17 protein-coding genes are annotated in these 20,350 nt (G+C 52.8%); 11 read left to right on the top strand and 6 right to left on the bottom strand.

Annotated elements, in window-relative coordinates; all coding sequences use genetic code 11:
* Positions 1–18: 18 nt before the first annotated feature.
* The 3 genes from ACTS3T_RS19785 to ACTS3T_RS19795 form a co-directional block, all read right to left on the bottom strand.
* A complete protein-coding gene (locus tag ACTS3T_RS19785) occupies positions 19–216 on the bottom strand; it encodes a hypothetical protein (RefSeq protein ID WP_462935440.1) in 198 nt (65 codons plus the stop codon).
* A gap of 63 nt (positions 217–279) precedes the next feature.
* Positions 280–1,152: an aromatic amino acid exporter YddG gene (gene yddG / locus ACTS3T_RS19790; protein ID WP_462935441.1), complete on the bottom strand. Its 873-nt coding sequence runs from the start codon at positions 1,150–1,152 to the stop codon at positions 280–282.
* Positions 1,112–1,234: a hypothetical protein gene (locus ACTS3T_RS19795; protein ID WP_462935442.1), complete on the bottom strand. Its 123-nt coding sequence runs from the start codon at positions 1,232–1,234 to the stop codon at positions 1,112–1,114. The genes yddG and ACTS3T_RS19795 overlap by 41 nt, the downstream gene beginning before the upstream one ends.
* Positions 1,235–1,421: 187 nt before the next feature.
* Here ACTS3T_RS19795 and ACTS3T_RS19800 point away from each other — a divergent pair, with 187 nt between their 5' ends.
* Complete coding sequence (locus tag ACTS3T_RS19800; protein ID WP_462935443.1) at positions 1,422–1,811, top strand: DUF1622 domain-containing protein; 390 nt, start codon at positions 1,422–1,424, stop codon at positions 1,809–1,811.
* On the opposite strand, the gene ACTS3T_RS19805 is transcribed toward ACTS3T_RS19800, so the two are convergent.
* Entirely contained in the window at positions 1,808–3,208 is a 1,401-nt protein-coding gene (locus tag ACTS3T_RS19805; RefSeq protein ID WP_462935444.1) for a sensor histidine kinase, read from the bottom strand. The genes ACTS3T_RS19800 and ACTS3T_RS19805 overlap by 4 nt on opposite strands.
* Positions 3,209–3,419: 211 nt before the next feature.
* Between ACTS3T_RS19805 and ACTS3T_RS19810 the strand changes: the two genes are divergently transcribed.
* From ACTS3T_RS19810 to ACTS3T_RS19820, 3 genes are all read left to right on the top strand, one after another.
* Complete coding sequence (locus ACTS3T_RS19810; protein WP_462935445.1) at positions 3,420–3,890, top strand: ribosomal maturation YjgA family protein; 471 nt, start codon at positions 3,420–3,422, stop codon at positions 3,888–3,890.
* Positions 3,890–4,480, top strand: a complete 591-nt coding sequence (locus tag ACTS3T_RS19815; protein ID WP_462935446.1) for a DUF1802 family protein — start codon at positions 3,890–3,892, stop codon at positions 4,478–4,480. The genes ACTS3T_RS19810 and ACTS3T_RS19815 overlap by 1 nt, the downstream gene beginning before the upstream one ends.
* A 122-nt stretch (positions 4,481–4,602) precedes the next feature.
* Positions 4,603–5,565 carry a sulfotransferase family protein gene (locus ACTS3T_RS19820; protein WP_462935447.1) on the top strand — a complete coding sequence of 321 codons (963 nt, stop codon included), beginning with the start codon at positions 4,603–4,605 and terminating at the stop codon, positions 5,563–5,565.
* A 76-nt stretch (positions 5,566–5,641) separates the two neighbouring features.
* Here ACTS3T_RS19820 and ACTS3T_RS19825 read toward each other — a convergent pair whose 3' ends face one another.
* The gene (locus tag ACTS3T_RS19825) at positions 5,642–6,859 is read right to left on the bottom strand and encodes a lipid-A-disaccharide synthase-related protein (RefSeq protein ID WP_462935448.1); all 1,218 of its coding nucleotides are present in this window, start codon (positions 6,857–6,859) and stop codon (positions 5,642–5,644) included.
* 104 nt (positions 6,860–6,963) lie between these two features.
* Between ACTS3T_RS19825 and ACTS3T_RS19830 the strand changes: the two genes are divergently transcribed.
* The 5 genes from ACTS3T_RS19830 (at position 6,964) to purF (ending at position 14,078) form a co-directional block, all read left to right on the top strand.
* The gene (locus tag ACTS3T_RS19830; protein WP_462935449.1) at positions 6,964–8,154 is read left to right on the top strand and encodes a lipid-A-disaccharide synthase-related protein; all 1,191 of its coding nucleotides are present in this window, start codon (positions 6,964–6,966) and stop codon (positions 8,152–8,154) included.
* Between the two features lie 161 nt (positions 8,155–8,315).
* Positions 8,316–8,801: an allophycocyanin gene (locus ACTS3T_RS19835; RefSeq protein WP_462935450.1), complete on the top strand. Its 486-nt coding sequence runs from the start codon at positions 8,316–8,318 to the stop codon at positions 8,799–8,801.
* Positions 8,802–8,916: 115 nt separating this feature from the next.
* Positions 8,917–9,546: a hypothetical protein gene (locus tag ACTS3T_RS19840; protein ID WP_462935451.1), complete on the top strand. Its 630-nt coding sequence runs from the start codon at positions 8,917–8,919 to the stop codon at positions 9,544–9,546.
* Positions 9,547–9,928: 382 nt separating this feature from the next.
* The gene (gene purL / locus ACTS3T_RS19845) at positions 9,929–12,271 is read left to right on the top strand and encodes a phosphoribosylformylglycinamidine synthase subunit PurL (protein ID WP_462935452.1); all 2,343 of its coding nucleotides are present in this window, start codon (positions 9,929–9,931) and stop codon (positions 12,269–12,271) included.
* A gap of 340 nt (positions 12,272–12,611) precedes the next feature.
* Positions 12,612–14,078 carry an amidophosphoribosyltransferase gene (gene purF, locus ACTS3T_RS19850; RefSeq protein ID WP_462935456.1) on the top strand — a complete coding sequence of 489 codons (1,467 nt, stop codon included), beginning with the start codon at positions 12,612–12,614 and terminating at the stop codon, positions 14,076–14,078.
* 241 nt (positions 14,079–14,319) lie between these two features.
* Here purF and ACTS3T_RS19855 read toward each other — a convergent pair whose 3' ends face one another.
* The gene (locus ACTS3T_RS19855) at positions 14,320–16,494 is read right to left on the bottom strand and encodes a chromosome segregation ATPase (RefSeq protein ID WP_462935453.1); all 2,175 of its coding nucleotides are present in this window, start codon (positions 16,492–16,494) and stop codon (positions 14,320–14,322) included.
* A gap of 386 nt (positions 16,495–16,880) precedes the next feature.
* On the opposite strand from ACTS3T_RS19855, the gene ACTS3T_RS19860 reads away from it, so the two are divergent.
* Both ACTS3T_RS19860 and ACTS3T_RS19865 read left to right on the top strand, forming a co-directional pair.
* Complete coding sequence (locus ACTS3T_RS19860; protein WP_462935457.1) at positions 16,881–18,140, top strand: acetylornithine transaminase; 1,260 nt, start codon at positions 16,881–16,883, stop codon at positions 18,138–18,140.
* Positions 18,141–18,201: 61 nt separating this feature from the next.
* On the top strand, positions 18,202–20,350 hold a 2,149-nt coding region (locus ACTS3T_RS19865; RefSeq protein WP_462935454.1), incomplete at its 3' end, for a Tex family protein.

Consider the following 20,350-nt stretch of genomic DNA (forward strand, 5'->3'; position numbering starts at 1 on the left):
GGAAATTGCCAACAGGCGCTAGCCATCCGGAAATTGCCAACAGGCAATATACTCCACCCGTTTGCTACCGCACTGGCAGGGCACTTCCGCTGAGGCCACCCACTCGCGATCGCAGTCTTTGCAATGACAAAAAATATTGTTGTAGTTGGCTTGCTCTAGGCGGCGCTGCCATTCTTGCAGTTCTTCAGGCGTTAGCTGGCGGGGGAGATCGCTCATAGTTCAACACGCGCAAATCCATGCTTCATTGTAGAGTGCAGGCTGTTGTCCCAGCGTCCACCCCTACGAACGGGCAAATTTTAAGGTGGCGATCGCCGCTCCGGTAATAATTAGCAAGCAAGCGATCGCCACGTTCCAGCTAGCCTCGCTCACCCCACCGATAATCAGCAACAGGGTTGAAAGCAGCGGCGCGGCATAAGACAGCACTCCCAAAACCTTGATATCGCCATGTTTCACCCCATAATCCCAGGTAAAAAAAGCCAGCCCCACCGGGCCAAGTCCCAAACCTAGAACGGCAAACCATGCCTGCCCAGTCGGCCAAAGCGTCGGTTCGCTCAGTCCATGACATAGCCACGCTAGCCCTGCCGTCACGCCGCAAAAGCCGCCGACGGCATTGGTCGGAATGGCACCAAAGTGTCGCGACAAAACCGAATAGCCCGACCAGGTAAAGGCACACAGCAGCGCCAGCAGGTAACCCAAACTGTATTGACTTTGCAGAGCCAACCCTTGTCCACCTGTAACCAGCAGCCCCGCGCCAGCAAAACCCAACACCGCCCCAACCACATGGCTAGCTTGCAACCGCTCACCGGGTAGCAAAGACGAGAGCAATACAATCAGCAGCGGCCACAGATACGCAATCAGGCTAGCTTCAACCGCAGGGGCATGACGCAGCGCCATAAAGTATAAAAAGTGGTAGCCAAACAACCCCACCACCCCTAAAGTCCAAACTTGCCACGGCAGTTTGAAATGGTTGAGCCAGTTGCCCCCCTCTCGCAGCCAAAGGGCAAGGCCAATGCCAAAAGCGATTGTAAAAGACATAGCCGTTAGCTGAAAAGGCGGAATCGCGCCACTCAAGGTCGTTAAGAAGGCCAGGGTAGCCCACATTAAAACCGCGCTAAAGCCAATCAGAGTGGCCGAAAAACGTTGGGTAGACATGGCTATGAGACAAAGTAGTATAGAGGGTCAACGCGATCGCCGTTAAGCGGCCTTCTACCACAGTTTGCTGTAGCTGGGTCATGGCTGCAAACCTTGCTAGCGTCAAACCTTCGCCGTTTTAGGTGAACGAGCTGCAATTGGCATCAAGCGTGCCTAAAAAACTGCTGACAGCGCTGACAGCAAAGCTCTGCGGCTTCTGCCCTCTGCCCACACCCTTCTATCTTGAGCGGCTGTGTTAAATTGCCATCAGGCGATAAACATCGTTGGCTATGACGTTGGAAGCGGTGGGGCTGCAAATTTCTAGCTGGGTGCAAGGGTTAAACGTTATTTTGACCAGCGTTTGCCAGCTTTTGGCGTTGTTTGTGATTGCGATTGGCATCATCAGAGCACTCGTCATTTTTCTCAAAGATGCTTTGCTCAAACCGCAAACGGCAGATGCCTTTCAGCGAAGCCGTTTGGTGATGGGCTATTCCTTTTCGCTGGGGTTAAGCTTCTTAATCGGAGCTACTATTTTGAAAACCATGATCTCTAGCCGCTGGGATGATATTGCCCGCCTAGCCGCCATTATTGCCGTTAGAACAGCCCTCAACTATTTGCTTTTAAGGGCGATCGCTACTTCTAGCGACTCGGCTACAGCCCCTGCTTTAGCCAAAAACTAACTCAGGGGCAACCAAATTTCAAACTGACTGCCAATATCAGCGGGCGTTTTTTTCTCGACAAAAGTGCGCGATCGCACATAAAACCGACCACCATGCTTGCCCGTAATAATGTGATAACTCATGGCTAGGCTGGTTTCTTTCATCATCCGCTTTTCTTGGGCGAAGCCTTGTTGCACCTGTTGCTCAATCTCAGGCGCTAACCCAGGGCCATTATCGCTAATTTGCAAAACCACCCAACGGCGATCGCTGTCACTTGGGTTTTGGGCTGGATCGGGCTTCATCGCCGTTGTCAGCGTTAGCGTAGGTAAATAGTCAGCTTGGGCAGGTTTGGTGCGATTGAATTCAGCCGCCAGCGTGCAGCGAATGGTTTGCTCTAGCAGCGTATCAACCGCATTAGACAAGATGTTCATAAACACCTGATTGAGCTGTCCGGCAAAGCAAGAAACTGGGGGTAAATGCCCATACTGACGAACGATATGGACAGGGGTATTGAGCTGGCTAGTTAGCAGCAGCAGAATGCTATCGAGTAAGTCATGCAGACTAGCGGGTTTGGGGTAGACCTCATCAATGTGGCAAAAATTTTGCAAACTCGCGGCTAACTGCTTGATCCGATTGGCTCCTCCGCGAATACTTGAGAGGGTTTTGGGTAAATCGCTTTGTAGATAATCGAGATCAATTTCGGCCTTGAGTTGCCGAACTGCGGCTGAGGCAGCGGTGCCGTCAGCTTCATAAGCGGCAATTAACTCTAAAAGCTGCTGGGCATAGTCTTCTAAATGAGCCAGGTTGCCCCAAATAAAACCAATCGGATCTGAAAGCTCATGGGCAACGCCATCGACCAAACGCCCCAAAGCGGCCATTTTTTCACTCTGAAGCATTTGCGCTTGGGCTCGCTCGTAGCGCACCTGAGTTTCAATGCCGCGTATTTGCCAGTAAGCCACATTTAGATCAGGCACGCTCAGGAGACGATAGACCTTGGCACATTTCACCACCAGCGGATGATGTTGTTGTTCTGGCGATCGCAGCAGGGCTTTTTGAGCGGCTGTAATAATAGAGGTCGTCGTCGGTAAAATTAGCGCGGGCGATCGCGCATAGCTATAAAGCACCCGTAGCGGCTGTTGCAAAAACAGTTCTAGCCCCTGAGGCCGCAGCAAATATTCTAAAAACGTTTGTCGCGTGATCAAGCCTAGCAGTTTGCCTTTTTCCAGCAATACCACCCCTGGCAACTGCGGATAGCGCTCAAAACACTGAGCCAACTCCGATCCTAGACAATCAGATTCGACTTCTAGCTCAAAGAGCGGCAGATCTGAAAGCACTGAATCAATTTTTAGAGGTGCATTACTGGCCTCTAACTGTCGAGGCGTCAGTACAGAGTCGTTTAAAGAACAGTTGATCGACATTCAGTTAGGTAGAAGCTGTGATTACCATTGTTCTAGAATGACCCGATTAAAAGCGAAGCTTAACAATTACAGCGGATGTTTTCCGGCGATCGCACTTGCAGAAGGCCATAGAGGCGGGTCTGCGCTGCTGCCTTACGCGGCCAACAGGGCTGAGGCTTTAAGCTCTGTGCGAAATCGCAAAACAGGCTGATGTAGGAGTGGCTACCTGAGGTTGGTTATTCAAGAGGTTATTGTGCATATTCGGCGCGATCGCTTAAGGTCTGCATTGGCTCGTTACCGCTTTGGCGGCGTTTGCAGTTTAGTTGGCCTCGTGATTTTAGGATTGGCCACTAAATTTTATGCAGGCTGGGGCGCAGCTTGGCTAAACAACTACGGTGGAGATATTGTTTATGAAATGTTTTGGGTCTTTTTAGTGGGCTGGTTCAAGCCGCAGTGGCGTGCCGGGGCGATCGCCTTTTGGGTTTTTCTGGTCACAGGAGTAGTCGAAGTGACGCAGTTGATTCCTTTTCCCGATGACTTGAAAAGTACCCTGGCGTGGCGGCTACTATTGGGCACAACCTTTTCAGCCTGGGACTATCCTCACTATGGGCTGGGTTGTCTCCTGGGGGGCTGGAGCTTGCGCTATCTTAAACTTAAGACCCTCAGCCAGCGTAAGTCGAATTATCAAAAGCCCCTTGCCTAATGACGACGCTCACCTCTGCTCTCAAAGAATGGTCTGTCGCCGTTGATGCCTTAGCCTCAGGTCAAACCATTTTGCTGCTACGCAAAGGGGGCATTCGAGAAGTGGGAGGAGGCTTCAGCGTTAGCCATCGCCAGGTGATTCTCTATCCCACTTATGAACACCAAAAGCCGCACTTACTCAAAGCGGCGTATCAGTCAGCCGTTCAGCCTGTCAGCGCTGGCTGGCATCCAGAGCGCGTACCGTTGCGGGCTTGGGCAGATATTACTGATGTTTGGCAGGTTAGCGAACCCAGCGCTTTAGCCGCTTTGCAGCCCTTTCATATTTGGCACGCTCAATTTGCCACAGAGCGCTTCAACTGGAAGCCACGACAACCCCTTTACCTTTTGCTGCTGCGGGTTTATCGGCTACCGGAACCCGTTGAAATTCCTTACCACGCTAGTTATGGCGGCTGCCGCTCTTGGCTAGCGTTGCAAACAGCGATCGCAATTGACTCGGCATCTCCCGTTTTATCGCCTGAGCAGTATCATCACCAGCGCGATCGCATTCAAACAGAACTCGCCCGCTACCAGCCGCTACCACACAAAGCGTAAAACCGAACTAGCGCAGTTGCCTTACGCAGCGCGTTTTCACCCAGTAGATTTGACCACAGTGGGTCTAGCCTGGGCAATCTAAGAACACGGCTGCTAGCCACCGCAAACTATCTATTATTCAAATGCCTTCATCGTATCGCAAGGTTTTTATCGTCGGCTGCCCCCGATCGGGTACCTCATGGCTTTTTAGAATGATTGGCAAACATCCCCTCAGCCTTTCAGTCCCCACTGAGTCACATGCCTACTCCATTATCTATGACCCCTTTACCTACCTGCCCGACTGGTCTTTTCAGCAACGACGGCAATCGGCAACCTGGGTCATTCGACATTACGGCTTAAAATCTCTGTTTTTAGGCATTACAACTGAAGATATCTGGCGCAGCCTGCCCAAATTCTATGCCCTATACGAGCAAGGAAAAAACAGCATTGGTCTGCACCATTTAGCGTCGCGAGCAGCGTTTCAGCGGCTACTCCAGCAAGCCTATGGTCAGGAGGGCAGCCATCTAACTAGAGCTGAAAACCTAATTGCAGCGCTCTTTCAGCATTTCTTTGAGACACATCAGGGCACAGCAGCGCATGTCATGCTGGAAAAAACGCCCATGCATATTCGCTATGTCGATAAAATTCTTCACCGCTTTCCTGAAGCGAAGATCATCGAAGTTTTGAGAGATGGTCGCGATGTAGACGTATCGTACAAAGCACGAGCCAAAACCCAACGCTGGGCCCGCAGCCATTCGCGCGATGTCATTGCTCAGTGGCAGCGCTGTGTCACCTTAGGCGAAAAGTTTCGCAGCGACCCTCAACTGGCTCCGAACCTTTATCAAGTGCGCTACGAACAGGTCAAAGCCCAGCCTGCCGAGGCGCTGCGTCACATCTTTGATTTTTTAGAACTGGAGCATACACCAGATCTGCTAGAAAACATTGTGGCGGCTAACGATATCAGCAAAGTCACGCACAAGGGAGAAGGTTTGCACGTACGCAAAGGTTCGGTCGGGGACTGGCGCAGTTCGCTCTCGCCTGAGCAAGTCGATCTCTGGCGGACGTTGGCTGGTGACACCTTAGAAAAGCTGGGATATAGCTGGTAGCTAAAGGCGGTAGGGTCAGGGCAGAAGCAGGAAAGCTTTTCTGGCTGCGGTTTTCAGCTAGTTAAGCCTCTCGGCCTTAAGGACTACAGCGATAATTTTGAGCCAATTGCTGGGCAATTTTTTGCGCTGCGCCTGGTTCACCCATGCGGTGCCGACCATTTTGGGCAATTTTTTGTCGGTGCGATGGATTCTCTAGCAGCGATCGCACAGCTAAGCCAACCTGTTCTGGACGTTCTAGCAAAATGACTGACGGCCCCAAAAGTCGGGCTTGCACCTCGGCAAAGCGACGGGTAAACTGTGGGCCTTGTCCTGGTAGCGTCAAAGCTGGCTTGCCCAAGCCCACTACTTGCTCGGTGGCGGTTCCGGCCATGGCGATCGCCAAATCAGCTTGGTGCAGGCAATTGGCAAACGCATCTTGCACCAGTTGCAGCGTTGCGGTTGACTGCTGATAGCGAGGTCGGTGAGCAATTGACCCAGTAGATTGCCAGCCCTGCTGTTGGAGAATTTGCTCAAACGGTTGCCGATCAAGACTAGGGGCGATCGCCGCTAAAAAAGCAATTGATTTTTGGGGGTAGGTCTGCACCAGATGGAACGCAGCCGCCAGAATCAGTTGCCAGTTGTGGTGCGCTTCGGGCACCCGTGAACCCGGTAATAGCACAACGCTCAAGGCGGTATTGGCTGGCACCGACAAAGACGGTTCTGTCGGTTCTAGCTGATCCATCATGGGATTGCCCGCATAAATCGCCTTAATTTGCCACTGCCGTAGCCACTCAGCCGTCAAGCGATCGCGCACAAACACCGCCTGACAGCGTGAACTGGCCATTAACCAACGCTCCCACGGCCAATAGACCGATGCAGCAGCCAGCCAGTTGGGAGACAGCAATTTCCCTTGCTCGTCGCGCAGCCAATACTCTGATTTGGCCGTACCCACAAAGCTATACGGTAAACCACTTTGCCAAGCAAACAATAACGGCACAATATCCCCCACAGCCAATACCTGGCCGCCGCCAGTCGCCCATTGACGAATAGCTTTAAGCTGTGCCCAAGTGAGCGACAGCAGCCCCGCTTGCACATCTCGGACAAGCTGCTCACCATCCATATAAATAAACCCGCCAGACGGCAAAGTCTGCGCTGGCCCCACCAACGAAAACCCATGCGCCTGGTAGGCCGAGCCTTGCCCAACAATCGGCAGCACCGATAAATCGAGCGGTTCAACCTGGGGCAGTAATGCTTGTAAAATCCGTAAAGCAATGCTGTCTTCGCCATGTCCGTTGCTGATACAAAGTAGCCTCATACCCGCCCTGCTGTACCAATTTCGCCTTAGCCTACTTTAGACACTTTAGATTTTCGTCAGCCCTTCACGGTAATCTAGCTGAGGCTCTTCGTAAAAATGTTCTGATGACTCAGCGGCTGCTCTCCCTTAGTAACGGGCATGGTGAAGATCTCAATGCCAGTTTGATCTTGCGATCGCTGCAAACGCTGATGCCGACGCTTACGGTCGCTGCCATACCGCTGGTGGGTCGGGGCAAAGCTTATCGCCGCACGGGCATTACCACGCTGGGGCCAATCGCCAGCCTGCCCTCTGGGGGGCTGATCTATACCCATCCTTTTAACTATCTAAAAGATCTGTGGGGAGGGCTAATTTGCCTGACGTTGCAGCAGTTTCGAGCCGTACGTCGCTATAGCCGTACCTGTCATTTGTTGTTGGCCACAGGCGATGTCGTGCCAATTTTGATGGCCTATTTGAGCGGTCAGCCTTATACCGCCTTTTTAGTCTCAACCTCTAGTTTTTATGAGGGGCGGCTACGGCTACCGTTGATTACTCGGCTGTGTCTGCGATCGCGGCGTTGTCTCCAAATCTTTACCCGTGACGCTTATACAGCCGCCGATCTCAACCGCCAAGGCATGACCAAAGCTATGTTTGTCGGCTACCCGATTATGGACGTCTTAGCCCCCACCGGACGAGACTTAGGCTTGAATCCAGCCGTACCGATGATTGCCCTGCTACCTGGTAGCCGTCTGCCCGAAGCGCTAGAAAATCTCAAGCTACAGTTGCAGCTTTGCGAACAGGTGCAGCAACTGCAAAAAACCCAATTTTGCGCAGCCTTAGTGCCCAGCATTGGGGAAGCCGACTTACAGGCGATCGCCGCTGCTTTGGCGTGGCAATATACCCCTGGCAAATTGACAAAATCGCTCAGCACAGAAACCGCTGTAGAAGTTTACTGCTATCCAGATGCCTTTGCCGATATCCTGCATCAGTGCACGCTAGCCATCGGCATGGCAGGTACTGCCGTAGAGCAAGCCGTGGGTCTGGGCAAGCCTGTGATCCAAATTCCCGGACAAGGCCCTCAATTTACCTATCAGTTTGCCGAAGCCCAAATGCGGCTCCTGGGTCGATCGGTGCAAACTATTGGGCGGCGACCCGCTAATAGCGCTATTTTGCAAACGGCAGCTCAACGCATTGTGGCAACGCTGCAAGATTTCAACTACTTAAGCGATTGCCCAGCAAATGGTACCCAACGCGTCGGCAAAGCGGGGGGATCAGAGGCGATTGCTCAGCATCTTCAAGCCCTGCTAAAAACCCTCTAAGCTGGTTCCAGAAGTTTTAAAAAATTTACGAGACTTGATTTTTCTTGCACATTGTTGAGGACAATGTCACATTAAGGACTAGAGTTTAGCTGCTTTTCTGCGAGTACCTAGAGTCGTTTAAACTATCAATAGCTATCTAATCACTGCAATCGTCTTTAACCATGTCTGTCGTTAGTCAAGTTATCCTTAACGCTGATGATGAGCTGCGCTACCCTACTAGCGGTGAGCTCAAAAGTATTGAATCTTTTCTCAAAACAGGTGAGCAGCGAATGCGAATCGCAGCCGCTCTGGCCGAAAATGAGAAAAAAATTGTAGATCAGGCTAGCCGAGAACTTTGGAAGCGCCGCCCTGACTTTATTGCACCTGGCGGTAATGCGTATGGGCAGCGGCAACGCGCTCTTTGCATCCGAGACTATGGCTGGTATCTACGTCTAATTACCTACGGTTTAATTTCTGGTTCTAAAGAACCCATCGAGAGCATTGGCTTGGTCGGTGTTCGCGAAATGTATAATGCCTTAAACGTTCCGGTACCGGGGATGGCCGAGGCTGTTCGGTGTTTGAAAGAAGCCTCACTGGCTATTCTGACTGATGAGGACGCTCAAGAAGCTGCGCCTTACTTCGACTACATTATTCAGGCGATGTCTTAATCGTTATTAACGCATCGAGGCGAGTTATCCCAACAGATGTTCAGCATAATTCGCACTCAACCCTGAAGGGTATGGCTTAGCCGTGCCCTTTTTTAGATCGCGAGGGGAAATTGGTATGACATTTCTAAGGTCTGAAGCGAATCGTTGCCGCATTGGCAAGGTGGTTAAATCTAGCTCTCATTGCGACTACGTCGTGCAGCTTGATGATAGCTTTGAGGTCGATCAGCCCCCGACGGATGAAGATTACGGTTTTGGTCAATTCGTTAAGCTAGAAAACGATCAGCGCCATTGGGCTGTCGGGGTTATTTATAACTCTCAGCTTTTTAATCCCATGTTTTTGAACAGCGGCCCGCGTTTGTCGAGCGAACCCGACCCCGTTTTCACCCCAGACTTGATTAACGATACGCGTACGCTGCTAGGGGTAGTGCTAGTCGGCACTTTTGCCATGGGCGATCGCGCTTATGGTATTCATGGCATTCCACGCGTCGTTGTCCCGATTAACACGGCTGTTTATCGTATGAATTTGCTAGAAGTGCATCAGTTTCATCAAACCGATGAGGGCAAGTCTCAGTTTTGTTATTACGGCCATCTGCTGCGGTCGGGGGGCGTATTTGCAGCCCAACTCACCCAGCAAGTGTTAAGCGAATTGATTGAAAGCCAGCTTTTTACCGGAGCCGATCGCCGAGCGCTAGAAGTGTTGTGTAAAGAGCTGTCTTGGAAAAACACAATGGGCGTGATGCGTTAAACAAAAAACCGACGAACTCCCGAAGGAGCTGTCGGCCGATTGTGTGTTCCCTGTAGATGACTCGGCTAGAGTTGAGTCCTCTACAGTATGTCTAACTGTGCCAAAGGGCATCGCGATCTTGATCAAGCATTTGAGTGACTCACATCACATTCAAATAACCATTCCTGATCGGCCACGCTTTTAGCTAGCAGGCGATCGCCTAAATCCGCTATCTAGCCTGCCTTTTTCCCCACTAGAGCGGTTGACATTATTATGAGCAATTAATCTAGTGACGCCCAACAGGCTTAGTCGGCTGGCTAGCCCGAAATCATCCGCCTGAGGCTAAACATCAACGGTAAAATGAGGTCTGTGCTGTCAAAATTGCCTGGTTGCTGAAGATTTTATGGTTGCTCCTACCGTCCCCCCCTTCTCACCCGATGAAATTGCCGCAGAAGGTTTAAAGCCAGGTGAATACGAAGAGATTGTGCAACGCTTAGGTCGCCACCCTAACCGAGCTGAATTAGGCATGTTTGGGGTGATGTGGTCAGAGCATTGCTGCTACAAAAATTCGCGTCCATTGCTCAAACAATTCCCCACCGAAGGGCCACACATTTTAGTAGGGCCGGGGGAAAACGCGGGCGTAGTAGATATGGGAGACGGTTTGCGGCTGGCCTTTAAGATTGAATCTCACAACCATCCCTCTGCGGTTGAACCCTTTCAGGGAGCAGCGACTGGCGTTGGGGGCATTTTGCGCGACATTTTTACAATGGGTGCGCGTCCCATTGCTGTACTCAACTCGCTGCGATTTGGCAGTTTAGACAATCCGCGCACTCGGCAAATTTTTACGGGCGTTGTCTCCGGTATTGCCCACTACGGCAACTGTTTTGGGGTTCCTACGGTTGGCGGCGAAGTTTACTTTGACCCGGCTTATGCAGGCAATCCGCTGGTGAATGCCATGGCATTGGGTTTGATGGAAACTGACGACATCGTCAAGTCTGGCGCTGCCGGAATCGACAATCCGGTACTGTATGTCGGCTCCACTACCGGGCGCGATGGCATGGGCGGCGCTAGTTTTGCCAGTGCGGAGCTAACAGACCAGTCTGAAGCCGATCGTCCGGCGGTTCAAGTGGGGGATCCCTTTTTAGAAAAATCTTTGGTGGAAGCGTGTTTAGAAGCCTTCAAAACCGGAGCGGTGGTGGCTGCTCAAGACATGGGAGCCGCCGGGATTACCTGCTCTACGGCTGAGATGGCTGCCAAAGGCGGGGTTGGCATCGATCTCGATCTTGATCTCATTCCGGTGCGCGAAGCGGGAATGGTGCCCTATGAATATTTGCTGTCTGAGTCTCAAGAACGCATGTTGTTTGTGGCTGAGGCGGGGCGTGAACAAGAGCTGATTGAAATTTTCCATCGCTGGGGGTTACAGGCGGTGGTAGCAGGTCGGGTTATTGCTGAACCGATTGTGCGGATTCGCTTTCAAGGGGCGATCGCGGCTGAAATTCCGGCGACGGCTTTAGCCGACAATACGCCCATTTACCACCGGGAAAAATTAGCTACTCCCCCGGACTATGCTTTGCAAGCGTGGCAGTGGCACGAATCGGCCTTACCAACGGCGACCGCAGGCGGCATTGCCGTACAAGGCCAGCCTCAAAGCTGGAGCGAAGTGGCATTGAGGCTTTTGGCAACTCCAACGATCGCCTCTAAGCAATGGATTTACCGCCAGTACGACCACCAGGTACAAAACAACACTGTGCTGCTGCCCGGTGGCGGCGATGCCGCGATTGTGCGGCTCAGACCGCAGCTAGGAGGTAGCCCGCAAACGCAGAAAGGCGTAGCCGCCACGGTAGACTGCAATGCGCGTTATGTTTACCTCGATCCTTATGAAGGGGCTAAAGCAGCGGTGGCAGAGGCGGCTCGAAATTTAAGCTGTGTTGGCGCTGAGCCGTTAGCCGTCACCGACAATCTCAATTTTGGCAGTCCCGAAAATCCAGTTGGCTATTGGCAGTTAGCCGAAGCCTGTCGGGGTCTATCAGACGGTTGCAAAGCCTTGGCAACGCCAGTGACCGGCGGCAATGTTTCTCTCTACAACGAAACCGTTGATAGCCAGGGCAAACCGCAGCCTATTTATCCGACGCCCGTAGTGGGCATGGTGGGCTTGGTACCCGATATCTCACAGGTGTGCGGCCAGGGATGGCTAACCGCAGGCGATCGCATTTATTTATTGGGGCAGCTTGGGGAAGATCCAGCCGCCGTCACCCTGGGCGGATCGGAATATTTGGCGGCAATTCACCAAACGGTTGCTGGCAAACCACCTCAAATTGATTTTGATTTAGAAAAACGGGTGCAAGCTGCCTGTCGTCAGGGCATTCAGCAAGGCTGGGTACGCTCAGCCCATGACTGTGCTGAAGGCGGTTTGGCGATCGCCCTGGCCGAATGCTGTATCAGTGGCCAGCAGGGGGCTGAGATTACGCTGCCGTTCGCCATCGATCAGCGACAAATCCGTTGGGATCGGGTGCTGTTTGGTGAAGGCGGGGCGCGGATTGTGGTGTCTGTGGCGGCGGCTGACGCTGAGACTTGGGAACAATGGCTGCAAAACCAGATTCCGAATTATTGGTTCAAGCTGGGGGAGGTGGCTGCTACGCCCAGTCTGGTGATGAAAACGGCTGCTGGGGTTCCCTTATTAGAGCTGAGTGTTGCGCAAATGAGCGATCGCTGGACTCAGGCGATTGAACGGCAAATCAGCGCTTAAGAGGATGGGGGTTGGCGCTGCTTAACCCCTTAAGGGGTGGGTCGCCACCCGCCGTTAGGCTTTGGCAAAGGTCAACCCCAAGGCTAAGAATGTTAAGATCGAAGCCTATTAAGAGAGTATTAAGATTACATCCTGAAAACTTTAAGCCCGCGTCCGTCCCTGATCAAAGCGTAAACTTTTATGATGGATGGAGGCTCTGCCCTTGATTTTTTTCAGTAATGGGCCTTCTGCTTAGCCCACAATCCGCTTGCCGCATTCTAACCCCAATACAATGGTCTCCCCGGTGACAGAATTAACTGCGTATCCGTCAACCCCTTCTGAGGCCCAGCCCTCAGCGACTGTGATTGAAGCCTCCCGCTCTGACAAACCCGAAGAAGCCTGTGGCGTTTTTGGCATTTTTGCACCGGGGGAAAGCGCAGCAACGCTGACCTACTTTGGTCTTTATGCACTACAGCACCGGGGCCAAGAATCAGCCGGAATTGCCACCTTTGAAGGCGATCGCGTCCATCTGCACAAAAATATGGGGTTGGTTTCCCAGGTTTTTAGCGACAGCATCCTTCAGCAGTTGCCCGGTGAAATTGGTGTCGGCCATACCCGCTATTCCACCACTGGATCTAGCCGCATTCTCAATGCCCAGCCAGCGGTGGTCGAGACCCGCTTAGGCTCGCTGGCCTTGGCGCACAATGGCAACCTGGTTAACACCACTGACCTGCGCGAAGAACTGCTGCGACGAGACTGTAACCTCTTAACCACTACTGACTCAGAGATGATCGCCTTTGCGATCGCAGAAGCCATCAACGACGGCCAGAACTGGACGGCAGGGGCAGTGACTGCCCTGAAAAAGTGTCAAGGTGCTTTTAGCCTCACCATTGGCACCCCTGAGGGCTTAATCGGCGTTCGCGATCCGCATGGCATTCGGCCACTGGTGCTGGGCTATCTAGGCGAACCACCCGCCCGCGAAAACGGCCCAGCCCAGTATGTACTGGCTTCTGAGACATGCGGCTTAGACATTATTGGAGCCACCTTTCTGCGCGAAGTGCATGCGGGTGAACTGGTCTGGATCGATCAAGCGGGGTTGACCTCAATTCAGTGGGCTGAGGAGCAGCGCAAGCTGTGCGTCTTCGAAATGATTTATTTCGCCCGTCCCGATAGCGTCGTCAACGACGAAAGCCTTTATAGCTATCGACTGCGTTTGGGGCAGCAGCTAGCTCAAGAATCGCCCGCCGACGTTGATTTAATCATTGCTGTGCCCGATTCGGGGGTACCTGCTGCAATTGGCTTCTCTCAAGCTTCAGGCATTCCCTACGCCGAAGGGTTGATTAAAAATCGGTACGTGGGTCGTACGTTTATTCAACCTACCCAAAAAATGCGAGAAGCGGGCATCCGCATGAAGCTAAACCCGCTGCGGGATGTGCTAGAGGGCAAGCGGATTGTGATTGTAGACGACTCGATCGTCCGGGGTACCACTAGCCGCAAAATCGTCAAAGCCCTACGGGACGCGGGCGCTACTGAAGTGCATATGCGAATTTCATCGCCCCCAGTCACCCATCCCTGCTTCTTTGGCATTGATACTGACAACCAAGACCAGCTCATCGCCGCCACCAAATCAGTCGCCGAAATTGAAGCCCAAATTGGGGTAGACTCTCTGGCTTATCTAAGCTGGGAAGGCATGTTAGCAGCGACGCAGCAAGATCCTAATAGCTTTTGCTCGGCTTGCTTTACAGGGCATTACCCGGTGCAGATTCCAGAACCTTTCAAGCGATCGAAGCTGGTGTTAGAAAAGAAGATGGCCGCAGCTTCAACCTAGTCAGGGCAGACGCTCATGCCGTTGCTGAAGTTCAGGCGATCGCCTGTGGCTTGAACTTCGGCTCCAGCGCCCCCAGCAAACCTGGGCTGATTTGCTCATCGGCCCGTATCCGCCTGATCCGGTGGCTAGCTTTTGAGGCAACAACGGGCAGGGGTAACTGTTCTCCAGCGCCGAGACATGAAAAATCGTCCTGCGCCGCTGATTAGCCAACGGCGAACGGCTGAAGATCGCTAAAGAGAGTTTATTGCAGCAGTTCTTCGATTGTCACTTCTTCGGGCTGCAATTGCTGCTGCCATTCGCGAACTTTGAGCTGAGCGGCAGCGTAGGCTTCCGTACGGGCAGGTACTTGCTGAGCCATGTCGATGGCGCTGGGCAAATCGGTATTGGCTTGAGCTGTGGCCAAGGAGAGGATTTGCCAGCTCCACTGGTTAATCATCAAATCAGCGTCAGAGCGGGCATTGCTGTCGCTGGGAACTTCATTAGCTAAAGCGATCGCTGAGGCTAAGGCGGCAGCGGTGCCCGTTTCAGCCGAGCGATAAGCCTGTTGCAGCTTTTGACGCCCCTGAATTCGCCCTTGCCAACTGCTGATGTCTGACTGGGCTTCGTCGTAAAGCGCTCGGTTGCTGCCAATTTGAGCAGCCGTCGCGATCGCTTCTTGGTAGCTGCCATTTTGGGCAAGCTGTCTGGCTCTAGCCAGAACCGGCTGGTCTTCGGCTCGTTGCAACGTGCGCCGCCAAGTTCGAATGCGATCGCTGGCTTGGTCGTATAAGGCTCGACCCGAACGAATATTTTCAGCCTCGGCGATCGCCGCTCTGAGCGACATCGGATCGCCAGCTAGCGCCAACTGCTCCGCCCGATCTAAAAAGGGCTGATCTTCAGCCGTTTCTAGCCGACTGCGCCAGCGGCGCACCTGGGCTTGGGCATCTTCCCAAATGGGGTTAGAGCGGGAGATTTTTTCAGCATGGGCGATCGCAGCTGATAAGTCGGTGGTGGTTCCGGGTTCAGCGAGTTGTCTAGCCCAATCTAACTGGGCGACCCCTTGAATTTCGCTTTGCCAGCGGCTGATCAGCTTTTGGGCACGATCATGCAGCGGGCGATCGCGGCTAATGCTCTGTAGCCGCACAATGGCCGATTCCAAAGCCGGAATCGTCCCTTCCCAAGCACTTTTATAAGCTTCTACCAGCACGCGAAAATCCGCCGTTTGGGCGTCAAAATCAACCCCGTCAGGAATTTCATCCAAAATAGCCAGAGCCGCTTCTGCATCTTGGCGCTCTAGCGAAGCTTCGGCCAAATCCAGCATTTCCTGGGCAATGTCTTTAAGACGACGCTGAGCTTCTTGATAAAGACGGCTTTCAGGCTTAATTTTCTCAATCAGCTCAATTGCTTTCTGCAAATTTTCTAGCCCACCGCGACGCAGCAGATTGCTAACCTGTCCTAGGCGATTCCCATCTTCGCGCGTCACCGAAATTAGTTGGGTTAACTCTTCGTACTTGGTGGTTTCCCAGTAGTCATTACCCACCGACAGCAGCTTAATCGCAGCCGCAAAGGCTTCGCGAAAGCTCTGTTCACTCAGCTTTTCTTCAGCAGTTTGATAAATGGCTTCGGCGTTGCTCCAAATTTCACGCCAGCGATCGATAGACTGATCAATTTCATCGGCAGCAGCGGTTCCAGCCGGAATTTTGCGGGCGGTGGCAATGGCTTTTTCTAGCTCTCCGGCATGGAACATTTGATCGGCTAGCTTCAAGATCTGATCAGCCCATAACTCAATGCGCTCGTTAATGTCTGTGCGCAAAGGATGATCGGCTGGCAGCGCGTCCACTAGCCGAATAGCCGCTAATAGATCATCAACGGTTCCTTGATCGGCATAGGCTTCTGCACACTGCAACCGCGTAGAAGCTGACGCAGTAGGCCAAAAGATCGCTCGACAGTTTGGCAGGTTAGGAATACGAAACAGGCTAATGGCCGAAGCAACCCCAACCGCCCCAATTAAACCCAAAGAACTCAAAGACCAAAACGGCCAACTGCTCAGAAATTTGCCCAGCGGAATGCCGGGTCGCGATCGCGACTGCGTTGACGGCTTTGGGCTAGACGCCAACTTTGACGGCTCAGCCGCAGGTGGCTTAGGTGGCGACGGCTGTCGGATTTGCTGCTGAAGCTGATTGACCGACGAAGCGTTGGCTGCCGCCGTTGGCTGAGCGGTAACAGCGGGGGTGGGGTTAGCCGGGGGAGCAGGCGGCGGCGAACCTGCCTGCCGGGGCAAAATCGGCAGCGAAGGAAGCTGAGATGAGCGAGGCAAAGGCCGCTGGTCGCGTCTGGGCGGTGGCAGCGGCGGAAACCCTGGCAAAGGTGGTTTTGCCACAAATCGTCTAGGATCTTGGCGAGATGGCCGCTGAGGCATGTCTCGATGTCCGGTCATAGTTTACCTGCAACCACGCTGCACTCGTTCTATGGCTTGTTCTAAAGTCTGCAAAGGCAGCCAAAGCTACGTACAATGCAAATTAGTATAGCTGCCTGCTCGTCAAACGCAACTCTCTCAGCAGACAAAGCCCGCCTGCACGATAGGCTAAATCGCAACTTTCTCAGACGATAAACCCGCTGTTTTGTGCCAAACAGGCCGCTGAGGCGGGTTGATTGGGCGACGGTTGATTGGGCGATTTATGTAAGCACCTGATGACGCAAATCTCTTTGCAAAGCTAGCGGCGATCGCTAGAATCGCTAGATTAGATTTAGATATCTAAAGTCTCCCTCCTTAAGGATCTGCCCGTGAGCATAAAAATTTTGGTTCACAATTCGCTAAAAGCGCTGAATTTAGCCAGCCCCACCCCCCACAACCCTGATTTTCAGGCTAGCGATTTTGATCAGCATGTGATGACCACCTATGGCCGCTTTCCCCTGGCGTTAGAGCGCGGTCAGGGTTGCCAAGTTTGGGATACTGCCGGGAACGCCTACCTAGATTTTGTGGCAGGCATTGCCACCTGCACGTTGGGTCATGCCCATCCAGTAATGGTAGAGGCGGTAACGCAGCAAATGCAAAAGCTGCACCATGTTTCTAACCTCTTTTATATTCCAGAGCAGGGAGAGCTAGCCGCTTGGTTAACGGCGCATTCTGCCGCTGATCGGGTGTTTTTCTGCAATTCGGGGGCTGAAGCTAACGAAGGCGCTATCAAGCTAGCCCGCAAGTATGGCAAAACCCAGTTGGGTGTTGAATCGCCTGTGATTTTGACGGCTAATGCCAGCTTTCACGGCAGAACGCTAGCCACCATTACGGCCACCGGGCAACCCAAGTATCAGAAAAACTTTGATCCGCTGATGCCCGGTTTTCATTACGTACCCTACAACGACATAGCCGCCCTAGAAGCCGCGATCGCTGAGTTAGATGCCTCGCAGCGGCAGGTCGTAGCCATTATGCTAGAACCGCTGCAGGGCGAAGGTGGCGTCCGTCCTGGCGATGCGGCTTACTTTCAGCGGATACGGCAAATTTGTGATCAAACAGGCATTTTACTCATACTTGACGAAGTGCAAACGGGCGTAGGCCGAACGGGTCGATTTTGGGGCTATGAAAACTTAGGCATTGAACCCGATGTCTTTACCTCAGCCAAAGGACTTGGCGGGGGCATTCCCATCGGCGCGATGCTTTGCAAGGCTCACTGCGATGTGCTACAGCCCGGAGAACATGCCAGCACCTTTGGCGGCAATCCGTTTGCCTGCGGCGTTGCCCTGGCAGTTTGCCAAACGCTAGAGCAGCAAAATCTGCTGGCCAATGTTCAGCAAAGGGGTGAGCAACTGCGAACGGGGCTACAAAATCTGGCTCAGACTTACCCCAACTTGATCGAAACGGTGCGGGGCTGGGGTTTGATTAACGGGTTGGTGCTCAAACCAGAAGCAGCTATTCAGTCGGTGGATATTGTCAAAGCCGCGATCGCGGTAGGACTGTTGCTGGTTCCAGCAGGGCCGCAGGTCGTACGCTTTGTGCCGCCGCTGATTGTCAGTGCCGAGGAAGTTGATCAGGCGTTGCAAGCGTTACAGCAGGCTATCGAGCAACTGCAAGCGGCAACCGTTTAAGCTGACCGCTGAGCCAACCCCTTACAATAGGAACCTCAACGACCCGACTCCTGCCGATCGCATGTCAGATATTTCTCAACAGCTCAGCCGCGAACTGTCGCTTAAAGTGTTTCAGGTGGAGGCGGCTTTAGCGTTGTTTGCCGAAGGGGCAACGGTTCCTTTTGTAGCTCGCTATCGCAAAGAGCGCACGGGCAACCTTGATGAGACGCAGCTACGCGAAATCAGCGATCGCTTTGCCTATTTAAAAGAGCTAAGCGATCGCAAACAGGCTATTCTCAAAGCCATTGAGGAGCAAGGCCAGCTTACCCCAGCCCTCAAGCAGCAAATTGACGCCGCTACGCAAAAGACAGAACTCGAAGACCTGTACCTGCCCTATCGCCCTAAACGCCGAACTCGCGCTACGGCGGCTCGCGAAAAAGGACTCACCCCTTTAGCCGATTGGCTGCGGCAGCTCAATCAAACCGGGGCAAGCGTTAGCGACCTCACCCTTGAAGCCGCTCGCTATGTTGACCTCGAAAAAGGGGTAGAAACAGCAGCGGCAGCGCTTCAGGGAGCGGCTGATATCTTGGCTGAAGAGGTGGCTGAGCAAGCCAGCCTTAGAGCTTCTGTGCGAACCTTCTTCTTGCAAACAGGGGTGATAAAGTCCACCATCAAACCTGACTACGGCGAAGGAACCACCAAATATGAAATGTACCGCCACTACCAGATAGCGCTCAACAACATGGCTCCCCACAATGTTTTAGCGCTGCTGCGGGGTGAGAAAGAAGGCATTTTGAAACTAGAACTCATTTTTGAGGCCGAGAAAATTTTGGCTCAGCTAGCAGCGCAGGTGATTCAAACGCGATCGCCTGAAGTGCGAACTTTTTACCAGGCGGTAATTGCAGAAGCTTTTCGGCGGCTGATGCAGCCATCGCTAACCAACGAAGTGATTGCCGAGAAAAAGAATTGGGCTGACGAACAATCGATTGCCACCTTTGCAGCCAATTTAAGAAACCTGTTGCTGGCGGCTCCGGCAGGTATGCAGCCAACATTGGGCATTGATCCAGGGTTTCGGACGGGGTGTAAGGTAGCCGCAGTAGACGCTACGGGCAAATTTTTGGCTTATCAGGCAATCTTTCCGCATCAGTCAGCGGCGCAGCGAACGGCGGCGGCAGAGACGTTAAAGCGGCTGATCCAGCAGTATCAAATTCAGCTCATTGCCATTGGTAACGGCACCGCTGGCCGCGAGACGGATGCCTTTGTAGCTGAGGTGTTGCAGCAATTCCCTCAGCCGCCGATTAAGGTGCTAGTGAATGAATCAGGAGCCTCAATTTACTCGGCAAGTGAGGTAGCGATCGCTGAGTTTCCGGATCTCGATATTACAGTGCGCGGTGCCATTAGCATTGCCCGTCGTTTACAAGACCCGCTGGCAGAATTGGTCAAAATTGATCCCAAATCTATCGGCGTTGGGCAGTATCAGCACGATGTTGACCAAAAGCGACTCCGCAAGCAGCTTGATGAAACGGTAGAAAGCTGCGTTAACTATGTAGGGGTTGATTTAAACAATGCGTCTAAAGAGCTGCTCACGTATGTTTCTGGCATTAGCAGCGCGGTAGCCAATAACATCGTCGCTTATCGCAATCAAAACGGCGCTTTTCGCAACCGGAAACAATTGCTACAGGTGAGCAAGCTTGGCCCCAAAGCTTTTGAGCAAGCAGCCGGGTTTTTGCGCATTCGCGATGGCGATAACCCGCTAGATAATACCGCCGTTCACCCCGAAAGCTATGGTGTCGTCAAGGCGATCGCCGCTGATTTAAACCTGCCCCTTGGTCAAATTTCCCAAGCTCAAGCGCAGCTAAGCCGCCTGAATCTTAAGCGCTATGTCACAGAAACTACGGGCGAACTGACGCTGCAAGACATTTTGCACGAGCTAGAAAAACCTGGCCGTGACCCGCGCCAGCAGTTTACCTACGCCCAATTTCGCGCAGATATCAGCGAAATCAGCGATTTGCAGCCAGGGTTGGTGCTAGAAGGCGTCGTCACCAATGTGGCTAACTTTGGCGCATTTGTCGATATTGGCGTGCATCAAGATGGCCTAGTGCATATTTCGCAACTAGCCAATCGCTTTGTCAAAGACCCCAAGGAGATTGTGCAGGTGGGGCAAATCGTTAAGGTGCGCGTTTTGGAAGTGAACGAAGCGCTGAAGCGAATTAGCTTGTCGATGCGATCGC

The organism is Almyronema sp., from assembly GCF_052168255.1.
Taxonomy (GTDB): domain Bacteria; phylum Cyanobacteriota; class Cyanobacteriia; order Phormidesmidales; family Phormidesmidaceae; genus Sphaerothrix; species Sphaerothrix epifaneia.

Coding starts and splice junctions, on each gene's coding strand:
- ACTS3T_RS19785 (WP_462935440.1), bottom strand. CDS start 216: ATGAGCGATCTCCCCCGCCAGCTAACGCCTGAAGAACTGCAAGAATGG.
- yddG (WP_462935441.1), bottom strand. CDS start 1,152: ATGTCTACCCAACGTTTTTCGGCCACTCTGATTGGCTTTAGCGCGGTT.
- ACTS3T_RS19795 (WP_462935442.1), bottom strand. CDS start 1,234: ATGACCCAGCTACAGCAAACTGTGGTAGAAGGCCGCTTAACGGCGATC.
- ACTS3T_RS19800 (WP_462935443.1), top strand. CDS start 1,422: ATGACGTTGGAAGCGGTGGGGCTGCAAATTTCTAGCTGGGTGCAAGGG.
- ACTS3T_RS19805 (WP_462935444.1), bottom strand. CDS start 3,208: ATGTCGATCAACTGTTCTTTAAACGACTCTGTACTGACGCCTCGACAG.
- ACTS3T_RS19815 (WP_462935446.1), top strand. CDS start 3,890: ATGACGACGCTCACCTCTGCTCTCAAAGAATGGTCTGTCGCCGTTGAT.
- ACTS3T_RS19820 (WP_462935447.1), top strand. CDS start 4,603: ATGCCTTCATCGTATCGCAAGGTTTTTATCGTCGGCTGCCCCCGATCG.
- ACTS3T_RS19825 (WP_462935448.1), bottom strand. CDS start 6,859: ATGAGGCTACTTTGTATCAGCAACGGACATGGCGAAGACAGCATTGCT.
- ACTS3T_RS19830 (WP_462935449.1), top strand. CDS start 6,964: ATGACTCAGCGGCTGCTCTCCCTTAGTAACGGGCATGGTGAAGATCTC.
- ACTS3T_RS19835 (WP_462935450.1), top strand. CDS start 8,316: ATGTCTGTCGTTAGTCAAGTTATCCTTAACGCTGATGATGAGCTGCGC.
- ACTS3T_RS19840 (WP_462935451.1), top strand. CDS start 8,917: ATGACATTTCTAAGGTCTGAAGCGAATCGTTGCCGCATTGGCAAGGTG.
- purL (WP_462935452.1), top strand. CDS start 9,929: ATGGTTGCTCCTACCGTCCCCCCCTTCTCACCCGATGAAATTGCCGCA.
- ACTS3T_RS19855 (WP_462935453.1), bottom strand. CDS start 16,494: ATGACCGGACATCGAGACATGCCTCAGCGGCCATCTCGCCAAGATCCT.